Annotated in this window: 10 protein-coding genes; 4 read left to right on the forward strand and 6 right to left on the reverse strand. The window is 55.1% G+C overall.

The window, feature by feature from the left end:
* Positions 1-237: 237 nt before the first annotated feature.
* Together metH and ACAM29_RS05355 are read left to right on the forward strand one after the other, a co-directional pair.
* Positions 238-3,948 (forward strand): methionine synthase, encoded by a 3,711-nt coding sequence (gene metH, locus ACAM29_RS05350; RefSeq protein WP_369623451.1) that lies wholly within the window; start codon positions 238-240, stop codon positions 3,946-3,948.
* A gap of 263 nt (positions 3,949-4,211) precedes the next feature.
* Positions 4,212-6,440 carry an NADP-dependent isocitrate dehydrogenase gene (locus ACAM29_RS05355; protein WP_369623452.1) on the forward strand — a complete coding sequence of 743 codons (2,229 nt, stop codon included), beginning with the start codon at positions 4,212-4,214 and terminating at the stop codon, positions 6,438-6,440.
* 99 nt (positions 6,441-6,539) lie between these two features.
* Here ACAM29_RS05355 and ACAM29_RS05360 read toward each other — a convergent pair whose 3' ends face one another.
* Entirely contained in the window at positions 6,540-9,461 is a 2,922-nt protein-coding gene (locus ACAM29_RS05360) for an insulinase family protein (protein WP_369623453.1), read from the reverse strand.
* A 316-nt stretch (positions 9,462-9,777) separates the two neighbouring features.
* Between ACAM29_RS05360 and ACAM29_RS05365 the strand changes: the two genes are divergently transcribed.
* Positions 9,778-10,164 (forward strand): phasin family protein, encoded by a 387-nt coding sequence (locus ACAM29_RS05365; RefSeq protein ID WP_091824119.1) that lies wholly within the window; start codon positions 9,778-9,780, stop codon positions 10,162-10,164.
* Between the two features lie 270 nt (positions 10,165-10,434).
* Positions 10,435-10,929: a phasin family protein gene (locus ACAM29_RS05370; protein ID WP_354407372.1), complete on the forward strand. Its 495-nt coding sequence runs from the start codon at positions 10,435-10,437 to the stop codon at positions 10,927-10,929.
* Positions 10,930-10,996: 67 nt separating this feature from the next.
* Here ACAM29_RS05370 and ACAM29_RS05375 read toward each other — a convergent pair whose 3' ends face one another.
* The 5 genes from ACAM29_RS05375 to lolA form a co-directional block, all read right to left on the reverse strand.
* Complete coding sequence (locus tag ACAM29_RS05375; RefSeq protein ID WP_369623454.1) at positions 10,997-12,205, reverse strand: UbiH/UbiF/VisC/COQ6 family ubiquinone biosynthesis hydroxylase; 1,209 nt, start codon at positions 12,203-12,205, stop codon at positions 10,997-10,999.
* 143 nt (positions 12,206-12,348) lie between these two features.
* Positions 12,349-13,623, reverse strand: a complete 1,275-nt coding sequence (gene serS, locus ACAM29_RS05380) for a serine--tRNA ligase (protein ID WP_369623455.1) — start codon at positions 13,621-13,623, stop codon at positions 12,349-12,351.
* A gap of 37 nt (positions 13,624-13,660) precedes the next feature.
* Complete coding sequence (gene crcB, locus ACAM29_RS05385; protein WP_369623456.1) at positions 13,661-14,032, reverse strand: fluoride efflux transporter CrcB; 372 nt, start codon at positions 14,030-14,032, stop codon at positions 13,661-13,663.
* Entirely contained in the window at positions 14,029-15,384 is a 1,356-nt protein-coding gene (locus ACAM29_RS05390; protein ID WP_369623457.1) for a replication-associated recombination protein A, read from the reverse strand. The genes crcB and ACAM29_RS05390 overlap by 4 nt, the downstream gene beginning before the upstream one ends.
* Positions 15,384-16,010, reverse strand: a complete 627-nt coding sequence (gene lolA, locus ACAM29_RS05395) for an outer membrane lipoprotein chaperone LolA (protein WP_369623458.1) — start codon at positions 16,008-16,010, stop codon at positions 15,384-15,386. The genes ACAM29_RS05390 and lolA overlap by 1 nt, the downstream gene beginning before the upstream one ends.

Consider the following 16,010-nt stretch of genomic DNA (forward strand, 5'->3'; position numbering starts at 1 on the left):
AAGTCTGAGGGTGCCATGGAGGGGATGGACGTCGAATTGGTCCTGAGAAACAGCGATCTGAAAAAGCGGGTGCATTCTAGCACGTTTGTTTCAAATTATAAGTGCGCGTTCAGGAAAATTTATGCAACGCAGCAATCTCAAAATATTTTCAATACTGTATGACAAGCCCTCAGGCAAAGCGCCCTCTGTTTGGACTACAATGGCGCTCTCTCAAAGGTTATTGCAATGGATGTACACGTGAACAACAAAAATCTGCACACACAGCTCAGCCAGTCACTGAACCAGCGTATCCTGATGCTTGATGGCGGCATGGGCACCATGATCCAGGAGCGCAAGCTGTCTGAGGCGGATTACCGTGGCGAACGCTTTGCCGATTGGCACCTGGACGTTAAGGGCAATAACGACCTTCTGGTGCTGACTCAGCCGGATTTCATTCGCGACATTCATATCGCCTACCTTGAGGCAGGCGCGGACATTATCGAAACCAACACCTTCAACGCTACCCGCATCGCCATGGCGGACTACGAGATGGAGGTGCTGACCCGCGAAATCAACGTGGCTGCTGCCCGCCTGGCACGCGAGGCGGCTGACAGGATAACAGCCCAAACTCCTGATCGCCCTCGCTATGTAGCCGGGGTGCTGGGTCCGACTAACCGTACAGCGACCATTTCACCGGATGTAAACGATCCAGGTTATCGCAATGTGACCTTTGATGAGCTGGTAGAGGCCTACACCGAGTCCATCGACGGTTTGCTTGAAGGTGGTATCGACATCATTCTGATCGAAACCATCTTTGACACCCTAAACGCCAAAGCGGCGATCTATGCCATTGAACACTACTTTGAGCAGCATGATATTCGCCTGCCGGTGATGATCTCAGGCACCATCACCGATGCCTCCGGGCGTACGCTTTCCGGCCAGACCACCGAAGCCTTCTGGAACTCGGTACGTCACGCCCGCCCGATCAGTATTGGGCTCAACTGTGCTTTGGGGCCGAAAGAACTGCGCCAGTACGTGGAAGAGCTGTCCCGGGTGGCCGATACCTTCGTATCCGTGCACCCCAATGCAGGCCTGCCCAATGCATTCGGCGAGTATGACGAAACGCCCGAACAGATGGCAGACGAAATCCGCGAGTGGGCACAATCCGGTTTTGTGAATATCGTTGGTGGCTGCTGCGGTACTACGCCGGAGCATATCCGCGTTATTCGCGAAGCGCTGCTGGATCAGGCGCCACGGAAAATTCCTGAACTGGCTGTCGAGTGTCGCCTCTCCGGTCTGGAGCCGATGAATATTGGTGCTGATACCTTGTTCATCAATGTGGGTGAGCGCACCAATGTCACCGGCTCGGCCAAGTTCCGTCGCCTGATTAAGGAAGGTGACTACGAAACAGCACTTGAAGTGGCCCGCCAGCAGGTGGAAAACGGTGCCCAGATCATCGACATCAACATGGATGAAGGGATGCTGGATGCCGAAGCCGCGATGAACCGCTTCCTGAACCTGATCGCCTCTGAGCCTGACATCTCACGGGTGCCGATCATGCTCGACTCCTCCAAGTGGCATGTGATGGAGGAAGGGCTCAAGCGCATTCAGGGCAAGGGTGTGGTCAACTCGATCAGCCTCAAGGAAGGTGAAGAGAACTTCATCGCACAGGCGCGCAAGATTCGTCAGTACGGTGCCGCTGTAGTGGTCATGGCGTTTGATGAGTCCGGTCAGGCTGATACCTACAAGCGCAAAATCGAAATCTGTGAGCGTTCCTACCGTGTGCTGGTGGACAAGGTGGGGTTCCCGCCGGAAGATATCATCTTTGACCCCAATATCTTCGCCATTGCCACCGGGATCGAAGAACACGACAACTACGCCAACGATTTCATCAATGCGACTGGCTGGATCAAGCAGCACCTGCCCTACGCCAAGGTGTCCGGTGGTGTGTCCAACGTTTCCTTCTCGTTTCGCGGCAACGACAAGGTGCGTGAAGCGATTCACTGTGTCTTCCTGTACCACGCCATTAAAAACGGCATGGATATGGGTATCGTTAATGCCGGCCAGCTGGCGATCTATGATGACCTGCCGGAAGATCTGCGCGAGCATGTTGAAGACATCGTTCTGAACCGACGCGCAGACGGCACCGAGCGGATGCTTGAGCTGGCGGAGAAATACCGGGGCGGCGCCTCCGAATCATCGGTCAAACAGGATCTTGAGTGGCGCAGCTGGGAGGTCAACAAACGGCTTGCCCACGCACTGGTCAAAGGTATTGCTGACTATGTCGAAGAGGATGTGGAAGAGTGTCGCCACCTCTATGAGCGCCCGCTGCAGGTAATTGAAGGTCCGCTGATGGATGGCATGGGCATCGTGGGCGACCTTTTCGGTGCCGGCAAAATGTTCCTGCCCCAGGTGGTGAAGTCCGCTCGCGTGATGAAAAAGGCAGTTGCCTACCTTATGCCTTTCATAGAAGAGGAAAAGGCTGACAATGCCAGCAGCTCCGCCGGCAAGGTGATCATGGCCACCGTGAAAGGTGACGTTCATGACATAGGCAAGAATATCGTTGGTGTCGTTCTGCAGTGCAATAACTTCGAAATCGTTGATTTGGGTGTAATGGTACCTTCGGAAAAGATTCTGCAGGCCGCCCGTGAACACAACGCCGATATTATTGGCCTCTCCGGTTTGATCACCCCGTCTCTGGACGAAATGGTACATGTGGCAAAAGAGATGCAGCGCCAGGGCTTTACCATTCCGTTGATGATTGGCGGTGCCACTACCTCCAAGGCGCATACGGCGGTGAAGATTGAACCCAACTACAAGAACAATCAAGTCGTGCATGTTACCAACGCTTCGCGCTCTGTTGGTGTTGCTTCATCGCTGTTGTCTGAGACAAAAAGAATCAATTTCATCAAAGAGATACAGGATGAATATCAGGCAGTACGCGAACGTCACGCAGCGCGCCAGAATGATCAGCGCCGAGTAACACTGGAAGCCGCCCGTGCCAACCGTCAGCCGATCGACTGGAGTGATTACACCCCCGTCGCGCCAGCCAAACCAGGTATTCATGTGTTCGAGGACTATGACCTGGAGGAGTTGAGCCATTACATTGACTGGACGCCCTTCTTCCAATCATGGGAGCTGGCCGGGCGTTTCCCGCGCATTCTGGATGATGAAATTGTCGGTGAAGAAGCACGCAAGCTGTATGAAGATGCCAAACGGATGCTGCGCGATATCATCGACAACAAAAAGCTGCGCGCCCGTGGCGTTATCGGCCTGTTCCCGGCCAACAGCCGCAACGCGGATGACATCGAAATCTATACTGATGACACGCGGGACCAGATACGCATGCGCGTGCACCACCTTCGTCAGCAGACGCAAAAAGTCGAGGGGCGCTACAACCATTGTTTGGGTGACTATGTTGCTCCCCATGACTCGGGTGTTGACGACTACATCGGCGCATTTGCGGTCACGGCTGGCATCGGTATCGATAAAATGATCGCCGAGTTTGAAGCTGACCATGATGACTATAACAGCATCATGGTCAAGGCCCTTGCTGACCGCTTGGCTGAAGCTTTTGCCGAGTGCATGCACAAGCGTGTTCGCACCGAGTTTTGGGGCTATGCCGCCGATGAAAACCTCGACAATGATGCACTGATTCGTGAGCAGTATCAGGGTATTCGCCCTGCTCCGGGCTACCCGGCCTGCCCTGACCATACTGAAAAGGCTCTGCTGTGGGAGCTGCTGGATGTGGAGCATAACGCAGGCATGACGTTGACCGACAGTTTTGCCATGCTGCCGACCGCAGCGGTCAGCGGCTGGTATTTCAGCCATCCTGATGCGCGATACTTCGGCGTTGCCAAAATTGGTGAAGACCAGGTCGAAAGCTATGCCAAGCGCAAGGGGATGAGCATGGATGAGGCCGAACGTTGGCTGGCACCCAATCTGGGCTATGAGCCGGAACAGAGCTGACCCCTCGTTTCGCACTAACCTGACAGGCTTTCCGGCCGGGCCTGTCAGGTTGTTGGTTTGCTACATTCAATCACGCCTTTTTATCATCTCAGGCCCATTCTTTAGCCCTAAGTCGATAGTGCCCGGGTATCAAAAAGCCCCTTCAGCCTTTATAATTTGTAGCCGATTTACAAGCGCCAGGCTCATTCATACAGCGCAGGGTGATTATCCATCGCCCGAACGAGCCCTTGGCAATCCAGCCATAAATCATTTCGGGGAAAAACATGCCTACAAAATCAAAAATCATCTATACCCTAACTGATGAAGCTCCGGCACTGGCGACCGCTTCGCTGCTGCCGATTATTCGCACCTTCGCTTCTTCTGCCGATATTGAAGTTGATCTGAGCGATATCTCCCTGGCTGCCCGTATTCTTGCTGCCTTCCCCGAGCGCCTCACCGAAGAGCAGCGCGTCGAAGATGGTCTCGCTTTCCTCGGCGATCTGGCCAAAGACCCTGATGCCAACATCATCAAACTGCCGAATATCAGTGCTTCCGTTCCCCAGCTGCGTGCCGCCATCAAAGAGCTGCAGGAGCAGGGCTACGACGTGCCTGAGTACATTGAGAACGCGCAGACCGACGAAGAAAAAGAAGCCAAGTCCCGTTACGCCGGCATTCTCGGCAGCGCTGTAAACCCGGTTCTGCGTCAGGGCAACTCTGACCGTCGTGCGCCGGCTGCGGTCAAGGCTTTCGCTCGCAAGCACCCGCATTCAATGGGCAAATGGAGCAAGTCTTCACGCTCCCACGCGGATTACATGCGTGGCGGTGACTTCTTCTCCAGCGAACAGTCGGTCACCATGCCTGAGGCAACCGATGTACGCATCGAGTTTGTTCCCAATGGCGGTCAGCCGGTCCTGAAAAAAGAGCTCAGCCTGGAAAAAGGCGAAGTTCTGGACAGCATGTTCATGAGTGCCAAGGCGCTGGACGCTTTCTTCGAAGACACACTTCAGGACTGTAAAGAAGCAGGTGTCATGTGGTCCCTGCACGTCAAGGCGACCATGATGAAGGTATCTCACCCGATCGTGTTCGGCCATGCGGTACGTGTGTTCTACCGTGAAGTATTCGACAAGTATGGTGAGCTGTTCGAGCAACTGGGTGTTAACCCGAACAACGGCATGAGCAGCGTCTACGAGAAGATCAAGTCTCTGCCCCAGTCCACTCAGGACGAAATCGAAGAAGCGATCCATGCCTGCTACGAACACCGCCCGGAAATGGCGATGGTTGATTCCGTTAAAGGTATCACCAACCTGCACATCCCGAGTGACGTAATCGTTGATGCGTCCATGCCGGCCATGATCCGCAACTCCGGCCAGATGTGGGGCCGCGATGGCAAGCAGAAAGACACCAAGGCTGTTATGCCTGAGTCTACCTATGCGCGCATCTACCAGGAAATGATCAACTTCTGTAAAACTAACGGCGCGTTCGATCCCACTACCATGGGCAGCGTACCGAACGTGGGATTGATGGCGATGAAAGCCGAAGAGTACGGCTCTCACGACAAGACTTTTGAGATCCAGGCTGATGGTACCATGCGCGTCGTGAAGGCTGACGGCACTGTCCTGATGCAGCACGAAGTGGAAAAAGGCGACATCTGGCGCGCCTGCCAGACCAAGGACGCGGCTATCCGTGACTGGGTCAAGCTGGCGGTCAACCGTTCACGTCAGTCCGATACTCCGGCCATCTTCTGGCTGGACCAGGAACGTGCGCACGATCTGGAGCTGACCAAAAAAGTCAAAGAGTACCTGAAAGAGCACGACACAGAAGGTCTCGACATCTCCATTATGTCCTACAACGAAGCGATCCGTGTTTCCATGGAACGTCTGATTCGCGGTCTGGACACTATCTCTGTGACCGGTAACGTTCTGCGTGACTACCTGACCGACCTGTTCCCGATCATGGAACTGGGTACATCTGCGAAGATGCTGTCCATCGTGCCGATGCTGGCTGGCGGCGGCATGTACGAAACCGGTGCCGGCGGTTCTGCACCGAAACATGTTCAGCAGGTCATGCAGGAAAACCACCTGCGTTGGGATTCACTGGGTGAGTTCCTGGCACTGGGCGTTTCTCTGGAAGAGCTGGGCATCAAGAAAGGCAATGTCCGTGCGAAGGTACTGGCAACCGCACTCGATAAAGCAACCGAGCGTCTGCTGGAGAACGGTAAGTCGCCTTCACGCAAGGCCGGCGAGCTGGATAACCGTGGCAGCCATTTCTACCTGGCCCTGTACTGGGCACAGGAAGTGGCCGCTCAGGCTGAGGATGCTGATCTTGCAGCCGAATTCAAGCCGCTGGCTGATGCGCTGACTCAGAACGAGCAGACCATCGTGGACGAGCTGAATGCGGTACAGGGCAAGCCTGCCGAGCTGGATGGTTACTACCACGCAAATCTCGATACCGTGTTCAAGGTGATGTGCCCAAGCACTACCTTCAACAAGATCCTGGATGACTTCAAGAAGTGATCATTGAGATCTAAAAAGAAAAAACCCGGGCAAGCCCGGGTTTTTTGTGTCTGTCCGTAAGTATCACGGCAGCCATGTTGATGCTGCCGCAAGCGGAATTCAGATTTCGATTCTCTCCCACTCTGCCGGCAGTGAGTCTGCAGCTTTGTGACTGGTCACAACAGCCATACTCGCCTTTTCGGGCGAGAGCCAGGTCGATGCCACGCGCTTGAGGTCATCAAGCGTGACCGACAGAATCCGCTGGCGGAAGGCCTGACGCACCTCTGGCGTGCGGCCGAACAAGCTACTGTGGTAGGTCGATTTGGCTTCTCCGGCTGGGGAGCCGGGCTTATCCATGGAGCTGACTACACCCAGAATCGCCTCCTGTAGTCGCTGCGGATCCCCCTCAGAGGTGGCCAACCACTGCAGCGCCTGATCGAAGTCGTCCAGCGTTCCCTCTATGCGCGGATCGCGATAGGAAAAGAAGCGGAAGATGGCATCGCCATTGTCCTGCCCGGCGCCTGCCCCATAGGCCCCACCCTTCTCTCGGATGGCACGGTGAAGGTAGCCGTTACGCAAATAGTCACCCAGCACGGTCAGTGCTGCTGCGTCCGGGTGGCCTGTTGGTACTGTCGGGTAGGCCTTGGCACAGAAACTGACCTGGGTACTGGTCAGCCATAGCTGCTGAACCGCCGAGCGGGTTTCGGGCAATGACAGAGCAACAAAATCACCTCGACTGTCAGCCTGACCTATCCAGAACTGCTCAAGCTGCTGACGCAGACTGTCACGATGCTCCTCTTCACCGACCAGCAGGAAGCGACGAGGCGCCGACCGAATACGCTCATGCAGCGCCGTCAGCTCAGCTGACAGAGCCGTCAGCATATTCTCCTCTGCCAGACTTTTGTCCAGATGTTTGACAAAGCGTACGCCGGCAAGGCCACGGGTCTGGTGTGACAGTCGGGCTACCGGGCTGAAACCGGCCCCTGCGGCCATCATCGCCAGGCTGTGGCCTGATCCGGTAATGCTCTGCTCACGGCGTGCACGCTGTTGCGCCACAATTTCACGGATGCGGGCAGTTTCATCAAAACGCGCATCAGCAAGCGTTTCGGCCATTAGAGCAGTCAATTTTTCACTATTAACGCTAAGGGCCTTGCCGGACATCACCAGATAGGCATTGACCTGTTGTTCGTCATCGACGCTGCCTCGCAGGCTTGTGTAAGCATGCAGTCCACCGGTCACTTGGCTCTGGTAGGCCTGGTTGGCGCGATAGTCGCGATCACCACAGCCGAGCTCTGTCAGGCAGTAGGTGTACAGTGGCATAAGGGACTGTTCACGCTCACTCAGTTCAGGCAGGTCAAGAATCACCTGCTGGTAAACCAGACCGTTGGTACCGGCACCAAACCAGGTCGTTTTAAGCGGATCGGTGGCCAGTTCAGTGGCAGTCGGCAGGTTAAGCTCAGCCGGGACGTCCTCAAGGGTGACACAGGGCAGAATGCTGTCATCATCAACCTGCTGTTGGCGTGCTTCAAGCGCCTGAGAACGATCAATAATATCTTGTTTATCGCTTTCGCTCAGGCCCACCTTGATCTGTTCCAACCGTGCCGCTTCAGCTGCATCACGACGGGCAGCCAGTTCGGCATCCGGTCGCAGTGTCAGGCGCACACGGTGCGGATTGTCCAGCAGCCAGCGGCGTACCAGCCCAGGAATGAACGCTGGATCCTTGATCTGCTCGCGCAGCTTTTCCAGGGCGGGATCAATGTCCAGCACCCCAATCGGGTTGCCCCGGTGAATGGCCGCCGGCATGGCCGACAGAATTAGTTGCAGACCAAATGGGTAGCCGTCACCGGTAATTTCACGCTGACTCAGCTCCAGCTGATGAAGCTGGGCCTCAACCGTTTCCTGCGGTACGCCCTCTTCTGCAACCTTTTCAAGCGTATCGATCACCAGTTGCTCGAAGGCCGCCGCCTTTTCAGGCTCGCTGCCTTCAAGGCCACACATAAAGCTCATCTCGCGGTTGGAGTCTTCAAGTCCACACAGCGGTGAAGGGGCGCTGCCCAGATCGGTCGATTCAAGTGCTGCCCGTAATGGTGAGCTGGAGTTGTCCAGCAACACCCGACTGAGCAGGTGGGCCTGCATCAGCTGATCAAGCTCAATCGAACGCGGCAGCAGCCAGCCTATGACATGATGGGTAGATGCTGTCAGGTCGTCCTGTTCGAGCGCATACGCCTCTTCAACTCTCAAAGGGGCGAAATAACGCTTCTCGTTGTCTACGCTCAATGTCTCATCACGGCGTTCAAAGCGGGACAGAGCCTGCTCTTCAAAGCGCTGCTGCAGCTCTTCAACCGGCAGGTTGCCAAAGGTCATGAAGACTGCGTTGCTGGGATGGTAATGACTGCGGTAGAACTCCAGCAGTTCTTCGTAACTGAGATCCGGAATACAGTCCGGCTCACCACCGCTGTTGTAATGATAGGTGGTGGTGGGAAACAGGTAGCGTGTCAGCGTTTGCCACAGCGTGGAAACCGGTGAGCTCATTGCCCCCTTCATCTCGTTGTATACCACCCCCTTGTACACCAGTGAGGAGTCAGGGTTGGCTGCTTCGCTGAACTCGACACGATGTCCTTCCTGAGCAAAATCCAGTGGATCAAGTCGTGAAAAGAAGGTGGCATCCAGATACACATCCAGCAGATTGAAGAAATCCTTCCGGTTCTGGCTGGCAAAGGGATAAGCCGTCCAGTCACTGCTGGTGAAAGCATTCATGAACGTATTAAGCGAGCGTCGGGTCATCATGAAGAAGGGGTCGCGAACTGGATAGCGTTCACTGCCACAGAGTGCGGTGTGCTCCAGAATGTGTGCCACACCGGTAGAGTCTTCCGGCATGGTTCTGAACGCAACCAGAAATACATTCTCATCATGCTCTGACGCAATGTGATAATGCAGCGCCCCAGTTGTAATGTGCTCATACTCCGCCACTTCAATATTGAGTGACTCAATCGCCTTGTGTTGTAGAAAGCGGAACCCGGGATGACAGATTTCAGTATGCATAGAGTGCCTTGTGTCGGAATTCATGTCGTATTTACCTCATTGTAACCATTCCGGATCATCATTGCAGTTCAACCTGACTGGCCTGTTTGTTGCGCTGCCGCATGACGCTTGTCGGAATGGCTGTAGTGCTGGAAAAGAACAGACGATTCGTTCCCAATCCCAGTCTATACAGGCGATTTTGGCTGATCGAAAATATTATTGTGCAATGCACAAAGCGGGCTTGACACTCTGCTTCAGGATCACTAAAGTGAACTCATTGTTGCAATGCACAAAAACGCAGCGAATGCTGCAAACGTCATTGAAGAGGTGACTTACTATGTACGAGAACATGAAAGACAAAATGAAGCCGGTCATGGATATGGCTGAAATCAACAAAAAGACCACCGAGAAGCTGATTGCTCTGCAGTCTGCCTACGTGTCTGAATTTGTTAACGCCAGCCTGAACCAGATGAAGACCCTGTCTGAGTCACGCGATCCCAAGGCTGCACTGGAGCTTCAGGTCAAGTATCTGAAAGAGATCGAAGCCAAACTGACAGACGTGGCCGAGAAAGAGATGGCTGCTCTGGTTGAAGCCAAGGAAGAACTTACCGGTCTGGTTGAGAAAAGCGTTGCCGAAATCGGTGACCTGAAGGACGTTCCCTTCATGGCTGAGCTGCAGAAGTTCATGAAGCCGATGGACATGGCTGCCAAAAGCAGCAAGTAAATCGGTGGTTGGGGTTGTGCGTTTGCACAATCCCCGACCTGCTGGCTGCGCTTGATTGACTCATCCGTGGCATGTATTCAGCACTGCTGCTGTCTGCTAAAAGATACTGAATTTCGTCGATCTGGCAGCAGATTAACGCAAATCAAAAAGAATTCACTTTGTTGGCTGCAGGTTTGACAGAGTGAGAATTGAATGTCTATCATGCAGTTTTTGCACCGCAGCAAAAACGCTGAAGTCGGTTCTTTGCACTGTTATTAAAGGTAAGTGACTATGTACGACAACATGTTGAAAGAGATGCAGGACAAAATGAAGCCCGTTACCGAGCTGGCTGAAATCAACAAAAAAGCTGTTGAGAAAATTTTTGCTCTGCAGTCCGGCTACTTTGCCGATTGCGTTAATGCCAGCCTGGCTCAGGTTAAGGCACTGGCTGAAGTGAAAGAGCCGAAGCAGGCACTGGAGCTTCAGATGGGCTTCATCAAGCAGCAGGAAGCGAAGTGGACCGAAGTTGCCGAACAGGAGCTGGCCACGCTGAATGAAGTGCGTGAAGAAGTATCCAGCCTGTTCGAGCAGAGCCTGAGCTCACTGAGCGAAATGCCCTACTTCGACCTGACCAAACTCGATCTGCCCAAGTTCGACATGAACCAGTTTGATATGACCAAGTTCGATATCAGCAACTTCATGCCGAAAACTGAAGCCGAAAAGCCGGCAGCCAAGCCTGCTGCTCGCAAGGCCGCTTCAGCAGCCAGCGCCTCTGCTGCATCCTGATACCGCCTCTTCGCTGTATATGAAATGACCGCCCAAGGGCGGTCATTTTTGTTTCTGTACCGAGCGCCTATCTGGCCAGATCGGGTAGCTCTCCTCTGAGCCCCATCGCAAACTCCATTACCCGGTTACGTGCCGGCGGCAAGTGCCCGGCCAGCCCCAAGCCCGCATTCCGAAGCAGTTTCAGCGGCCCGATGTCATTGCTGAATATGCGATAGAATCCGTCCATGACTTGCATCATCAGCAGGTTGTGGCGGCGGCGCTGTTTCTCGAAACGCTCAAGCACACTGAGATCACTGATGGATTCGCCACATTGATGCGCTGCAAGCAGCGTTTGTGCCAGTGCAGCTGCATCCAGCAGACCAATATTGACGCCCTGCCCGGCCAGCGGATGAATCATATGGGCAGCGTCCCCGACCAGCACAACCCCTTCATGGCAATATTGCTGAGCATGCTGACGTCGCAGCGGGAAGCTGCTGCGCCCCTGTATCTCGGTGATATGGCCCAACTCGCTCGGAAATACAGCATGCAATTGCTGCAGGAATTGTTCTTCAGGCAAGGCCAGAAGGCGTTTGACCTCGTTTGGCGTGTTGTACCACACCAGTGAAGCGTTGTGTCCACTCAGCGGCAAGAAGGCCAGCGGCCCGGTCGGGGTAAACTGCTGCCAGGTGATATCCTGCTGGCCATAGGCGGTCGTGACACCGGCGACCAAGGCATGCTGTTCGTAATCCCACTTGGTCACACCGATACCGGCTGCCTTGCGTACCTTTGAGTCTCCGCCATCCGCTGCCACAACCAAACGACCTACCAACTCGCGGCCATCCTCCAGTTGCACCAGTGTTGCACCGGGAACATAGTCAATCCGCGTTGTAGGAGCTGGCGAAATCAGATCGATATTGTCAAATGCTCTCAGGCGCTCCAGCAGCGCAATCTGGATCAGGCGGTTCTCAACGATATGACCAAGGTGGTCGTAGCCTATAGCGGTGGCATCAAACTCGGTGGCTGCGGCAGTTGAGCTTTTCTCCCACACTTTCATGCGTCGGTAGGGGCAGCTGCGTCGGTCCTTTATTCCACCCCAGGCGCCGATATTCTGAAGGAAGCGTTCGGAGGCAATACTCAAGGCGGACACGCGCAGATCGTGGGGCTGAGAAGGCTCGAAGCCGGCAGGTAGTTGACGCTCCAGCACGGCCACCGACAGGCCGGAATTACCCAGGGCGCAGGCCAATGCCGATCCCACCATTCCGCCACCGACAATCAGAATATCGTATCGGGTTTTCATCAGGGTGCTCCTTCAAATCGCAATGCGCGTCAGTATACCGGAAGCCCCGAATGGTCGCTTGCGTCAGATCAAACCGTGTCTATTGTGAGCAAGGAAACAAAAAGCCCCGCAGTTGCGGGGCTTTAGGATGGCGCGAAGCAGATTTACAGTTCGGTAATGCCGCCCATGTAGGGCTGCAGTGCCTCCGGTACGCGAACAGAGCCACTTTCGGTCTGGTAGTTTTCCAGTACAGCGACCAGTGTTCGGCCAACAGCAAGGCCTGAACCGTTCAGCGTATGTACCAGCTCCGGTTTGCCGGTTTCCGGGTTACGCCAACGTGCCATCATGCGACGCGCCTGGAAGTCACCCATGTTGGAACAGGAAGAGATCTCGCGGAACTTGCCCTGCCCCGGTAGCCAAACCTCGATATCGTAGGTCTTGGCGGCACTGAAACCGAGGTCGCCGCCACAGAGGGCGACAACCCGGTAGGGCAGATTCAGTTTCTGCAGAATGGCCTCAGCGTGCCCGGTGAGAGCCTCAAGGGCATCCCAGGATTTTGCCGGCTCGACCACATGTACCAGCTCAACCTTGTCAAACTGATGCTGGCGGATCATGCCACGAGTGTCACGACCAGAAGCGCCTGCCTCGGAACGGAAACAGGGTGTGTGGCAGGTGTACTGCAGTGGCAGCTGGGCCGCGTCGATGATCTCGTCACGCACCGTATTGGTAACCGGGACCTCAGCGGTGGGAATCAGGTAGTAGTTTCGATCACCCAGCGGTGTGCGGAACAGGTCTTCTTCAAACTTGGGTAACTGGCCGGTTCCGAGCAGTGAGTCGGCATTGACCAGATACGGCACATAGATTTCGGTGTAGCCGTGCTCGGCAATATGGGTGTCGAGCATGAATTGGGTCAGGGCGCGGTGCAGGCGGGCAATCTTGCCTTTCATTACAGCAAAACGAGAGCCTGTTATTTTGGCGGCAGTTTCAAAGTCCAACTCGTTGTTTTTTTCTCCCAGCGCAACATGGTCCTGAGGCTCAAAACTGAACTCTGCCGGAGTGCCCCAGCGGCGGACTTCGACGTTGTCCTCTTCATCGGCTCCGGCAGGCACTGATTCATGCGGAATGTTGGGAACACCCAGCAATAATGCATCAAGTGTAGCCTGCACCTGATTCAGGCGCTGTTTGGCATCGTCGAGTTGCTGGCCCAGGCTCTGCACTTCATCCAGCAGGGGCTGGATGTCTTCGCCGGAGGCTTTCGCCTTGCCGATGCTCTTGGAGCGAGTGTTGCGCTCATTCTGCAGCGCTTCGGTTTCGGTTTGGATAGCTTTGCGCTGATTGTCCAGCTCGATAAAGCGCTCAACCGGGAATTCAAACCCTTTCTTTCTCAGCAGCTCAGCAACTGCTTCAGGGTTGGCGCGTACAAATTTAGGATCCAGCATGAGAGCAAACTTACCTTGTGTTGTCAGTACAGAGTTGTCAGAACAGACGGGTCAACCACAATCCGGCACCCAGTGCGGCAATGCACAATAGAACGCTTAATGATATATAAATCAGGGCCGACATTATATGCCCCTCGCTGATCATCGCCACCGTTTCCAGAGAAAAGGTCGAGAAAGTGGTAAAGGCACCCAAAAATCCAACCATCACCAGAGGCCGAAGTTCTGGCGACAGGCGAGCCTTTTCAAAGATCAGTACAAAGCATACCCCCATCAAGAAAGAGCCCAGTACGTTTACGCTCAGCGTACCGACCGGTATGGGATGCCCAGCGTTATTGAGCCAGCCACTGACCCAGTAACGCGCCACCGCACCCAGTGCTCCTCCCAGCGCCACAGCGAACAGATGTATCATCCTGGGCTCCTTGGATAACGTCGCCGTGGGCTGCGCTGGTCCTGTTCACGAAGGCGTTGCAGTTTTTCACGGATTTTGATTTCCAACCCACGTGGTTCGGGCTCATACCAACGTTGATGAGCCAAGGCCTCCGGCAGATAGTTCTCCCCTGCCGCATATGCATCCGGCTCATCATGGGCATAGCGGTATTCATCACCGTACCCGAGCGACTTCATAAGACTGGTGGGCGCATTGCGCAGATGATCCGGCACTGGATGAGAGCCTTCGCCTCTTACCTGCATCAGACACTGGTTGAATGCCTTGTACACTGCGTTGCTTTTGGGTGCGCAGGCACAGTAGATCGCAGCCTGTGCTATCGCCCGTTCACCTTCGGCAGGACCCACGCGCTCAAACGCGTCCCAGGCTGATAACGCCACCTGCATGGCACGGGGATCGGCATTGCCGATATCTTCCGATGCAATTGCCACCAACCGGCGTGCGACATAGAGCGGATCAGCGCCGCCATCCAGCATACGGCAATACCAGTAAAGCGCCCCGTCCGGTGAAGAGCCCCGCACCGACTTGTGAAAGGCAGAAATCATGTCGTAGAAGTGATCTCCGCCCTTGTCAAAGCGGCGCCCTCCCGCCTGTAGTACTTCGTGCAGTACTGCTTCCGTTACGAGGTGGGTGCCGTCAGCTTGCGGCTGTGCCAGGTCAGCAGCGATCTCAAGCAGATTGAGTGCGCTGCGAGCATCACCGTCAGCCGCTGTAATCAGTCGCTGCAGCAGGTCAGGTTCAACCTTCAACTGCAACGAACCCAGCCCTTGCTGGACATCGCTCAAGGCATGATGGACAACCTGCATCAGCTCATCGGGCTGCAATGCCCGCAGCAGGTAAACGCGCGCCCGGGACAAAAGAGCATTATTCAGCTCGAAGGACGGGTTTTCGGTGGTTGCACCGATAAAGATCAAAGTGCCATCTTCCACATAGGGCAGAAAGGCATCCTGTTGTGATTTATTGAAACGGTGTACCTCATCCACGAACAGGATGGTCTTGCGCCCGCTCTGCGCCTTTACCTGACGTGCTTCTTCTACCGCCTGGCGAATCTCTTTCACGCCTGACAGTACGGCTGACAGGGTGATGAAATGGGCATCGACCTTGTGCGCGACCAGTTGTGCCAAGGTGGTTTTGCCGACCCCCGGCGGCCCCCACAGAATCATGGAGTGGATCAGCCCCTGATCCAGCGCCTGACGTAATGGTTTACCCGCTGAGAGCAGGTGACTCTGACCAGCATAGTGCTCCAGTGTGTGCGGTCGCATGCGGGCGGCCAGAGGCTGATAGCCGGTGGCCTGGTTGCTGAACAGGTCCTGCATCAGAAGCCCGGATCTTCAATCAGGTCAGCGCCTGGCGGCAGGCTGAACTCAAAAATGTCCTGCGGCAGTTCCGGGTTGTATTCCAGGTCATGCAAAACCAGCATGCTGCGTTGGCCCAGGCTGTCCTCCATGGATAGTTCTGTCAGGCGCTCCTGTTCAAACAATAGCCGTATACGGGCGAATGTGTTGCCTTCAGGGTTCAACGGCCGTAATTCAAACAGGGAGATGCCCTGTTCGTTTTCATCGATGCGACTGATACTGAACTGTTTTTGCAGTTCGCTGATCTGGCCATTCAGAATCAGCGCAGGGGCGCTGTTGCCATGTGAACCGGAGGGTCTGCGAGTCACCTGGTCCAGGTCTGGATCATGTATCCAGATCGACTCCCCATCACTGACGATCTCCTGCACGAATGGCTGTTCTGTTACCCAGCGGAAACGGTCCGGACGGGCCACGTAAAAATAGCCAACCGATTCCTCGGCTCGGTCACCGTCACTGCTGAGCGCAAACTGGCTGAACTCGGCTCGTGCCGATTCATACCCGGACAGGCGCTGTTGCAGCTCGTCGGCCGGGCCTGCAAAGGCGGTGCCTATACCCAGCGCCAGTGTAGCCATCAGTTTTTTCAGCAT

Source organism: Marinobacterium sp. BA1 (assembly GCF_041155135.1).
GTDB lineage: Bacteria > Pseudomonadota > Gammaproteobacteria > Pseudomonadales > Balneatricaceae > Marinobacterium > Marinobacterium iners.